Annotated in this window: 1 protein-coding gene and 1 pseudogene; both read right to left on the bottom strand. The window is 64.0% G+C overall.

Annotated features, from left to right (window positions below):
• Positions 1-87: 87 nt before the first annotated feature.
• Positions 88-816 carry an IS21-like element helper ATPase IstB gene (gene istB, locus AQY21_RS01265; protein WP_058096087.1) on the bottom strand — a complete coding sequence of 243 codons (729 nt, stop codon included), beginning with the start codon at positions 814-816 and terminating at the stop codon, positions 88-90.
• Positions 713-1,724: pseudogene (locus AQY21_RS01260) on the bottom strand (IS21 family transposase); the annotation flags it as partial. The pseudogene AQY21_RS01260 and the gene istB, both read right to left, overlap by 104 nt.

The raw sequence follows: 1,724 nt of genomic DNA, 5'->3' as shown, positions 1-1,724 counted from the left end.
GACCCCTCTGGCGATGTGGTGAGCAGGCCCGTGGCGGCGTAGCTTTCCAGCTGGCGCAGCCGACGCGGGCCTGCGTCTCGAGAGCATTTAGGCTCGTGTTTTGATGCGCCAGCTGTCGTTGCCGGTTTCGACGATGTCGCAATGGTGAGTGAGACGGTCGAGCAGCGCGGTGGTCATCTTCGCGTCTCCGAAGACGGTCGGCCACTCCCCGAATGCCAGGTTGGTGGTGACGATGACGGAAGTCTGCTCGTAGAGCTTGCTGACCAGATGGAACAGCAACTGGCCGCCGGATTGGGCGAATGGCAGGTAGCCGAGCTCATCGAGGATGACGAAGTCGAGTCGCATGAGATGTTCGGCCAGGCGGCCCGCCCGCCCTGCACGGCCCTCGGCCTCCAGCCTGTTCACGAGATCCACAACATTGAAGAAGCGGCCCCGGGCGCCGTTGCGGATGACGGCGCGCGCGATCGCCACGGAGATATGGGTCTTGCCGGTCCCGGTGCCACCAACCAGCACGACATTGCGCTGCTGGCTGAGGAATTCCCCGCTGGCCAGATCGCGCACCAGCGTCTCGTTGATTGGGGTGTCATCGAAGGTGAACTCCTCGATCTCCCGGGCATAGGGCAGCTTGGCGGTGGTGATCTGGTATTTGACCGACCGCGCCTTCTTCTCGTTGATCTCGGCGGCCAAAAGATCACCAACGATCTGGCGGGGTTCATGCTGACGGCGCACAGCCACCGCCATGAGTTCGTCGTAGGCGGCGCGCATGCCGTAGAGCTTCAGTTCGCCCATCGCTGCCATGATCTCTGCACGATCCATCAGCCAGCCCTCCGCAGCAGGTCATAGCGGGCACAGTCGGCCTTCGGTTCATGGGTCAGGCGCAGGGCCGGAGAGGTGAGCAGCAAGGGTGGCGGCTCCGGGTCGCGCCTGCGGGACAGGATGTTGAGGATCACATCGGCGGAGTGGACGCCCTGCGAGAGCGCTTCGGCACAGGCCTTCTGCACGGCGGGAACCCCCTCCGTCAGCACGGCGCCGAGGATCTTCACCATCTGGCGGTCGCCATCCGACGACCCCTGCAACTTGCGGCGGATCTGCTCGAGGGCGCCGGGCAGAACCCAGTCCTTGAACGGTGCGCCATTGCGCAGCGCCCCGGGTTTGCGAAGCAGGACAGGCACATAGTGCCAGGGATTGTAGATTGTCCGGTCCCGCCCGAAGTGACGGGGATGGTCCCCGACCAGCCGCCCTTCCTGCCGGATCTCGATCCGCTCCGCATAGGCCCGGATCTCGACCGGCCGCCCGACAGCCGTTGCCGCGACGGAGTATTTGTTGTTGTCGAACCGTACGAGGCAGGTCTTCGATACCGCCGCAGGCAGCGAGTGGAAGCCGTCGAAGCGCCCGGCATAAGGGACGAGGTGCGGGCGCTCTTCCTGAAAGACTTCCCAGACGGTCTTGTCCGTCAGTTCGGGATGCTTGCTGCTCCTGGCCGAGGCGATGCACTTGTCCACCAGCCAGGCATTCAGTTCCTCGTAGCTCTTGACCCTGACACGGGGTGAGAAGAACCGTTGGCGGACAGTGCCGACCTGGCTCTCCACCTGGCCTTTCTCCCAACCCGAGGCAGGGGTGCAGGCAACAGGTTCAACCAGGTAGTGGCTGGCCATCTGCAGGAACCGACGATTGTAGAGGCGCTCCTTGCCGACGAAGATGGTCTCCACCGCCGTCTTCATGTT

Source organism: Paracoccus sp. MKU1, from assembly GCF_001447385.1.
In the GTDB taxonomy this organism is placed as follows: Bacteria; Pseudomonadota; Alphaproteobacteria; order Rhodobacterales; family Rhodobacteraceae; genus Paracoccus.
This window is presented reverse-complemented; position numbering and strand designations above follow the sequence as displayed.

Coding starts and splice junctions, on each gene's coding strand:
- istB (WP_058096087.1), bottom strand. CDS start 816: ATGGATCGTGCAGAGATCATGGCAGCGATGGGCGAACTGAAGCTCTAC.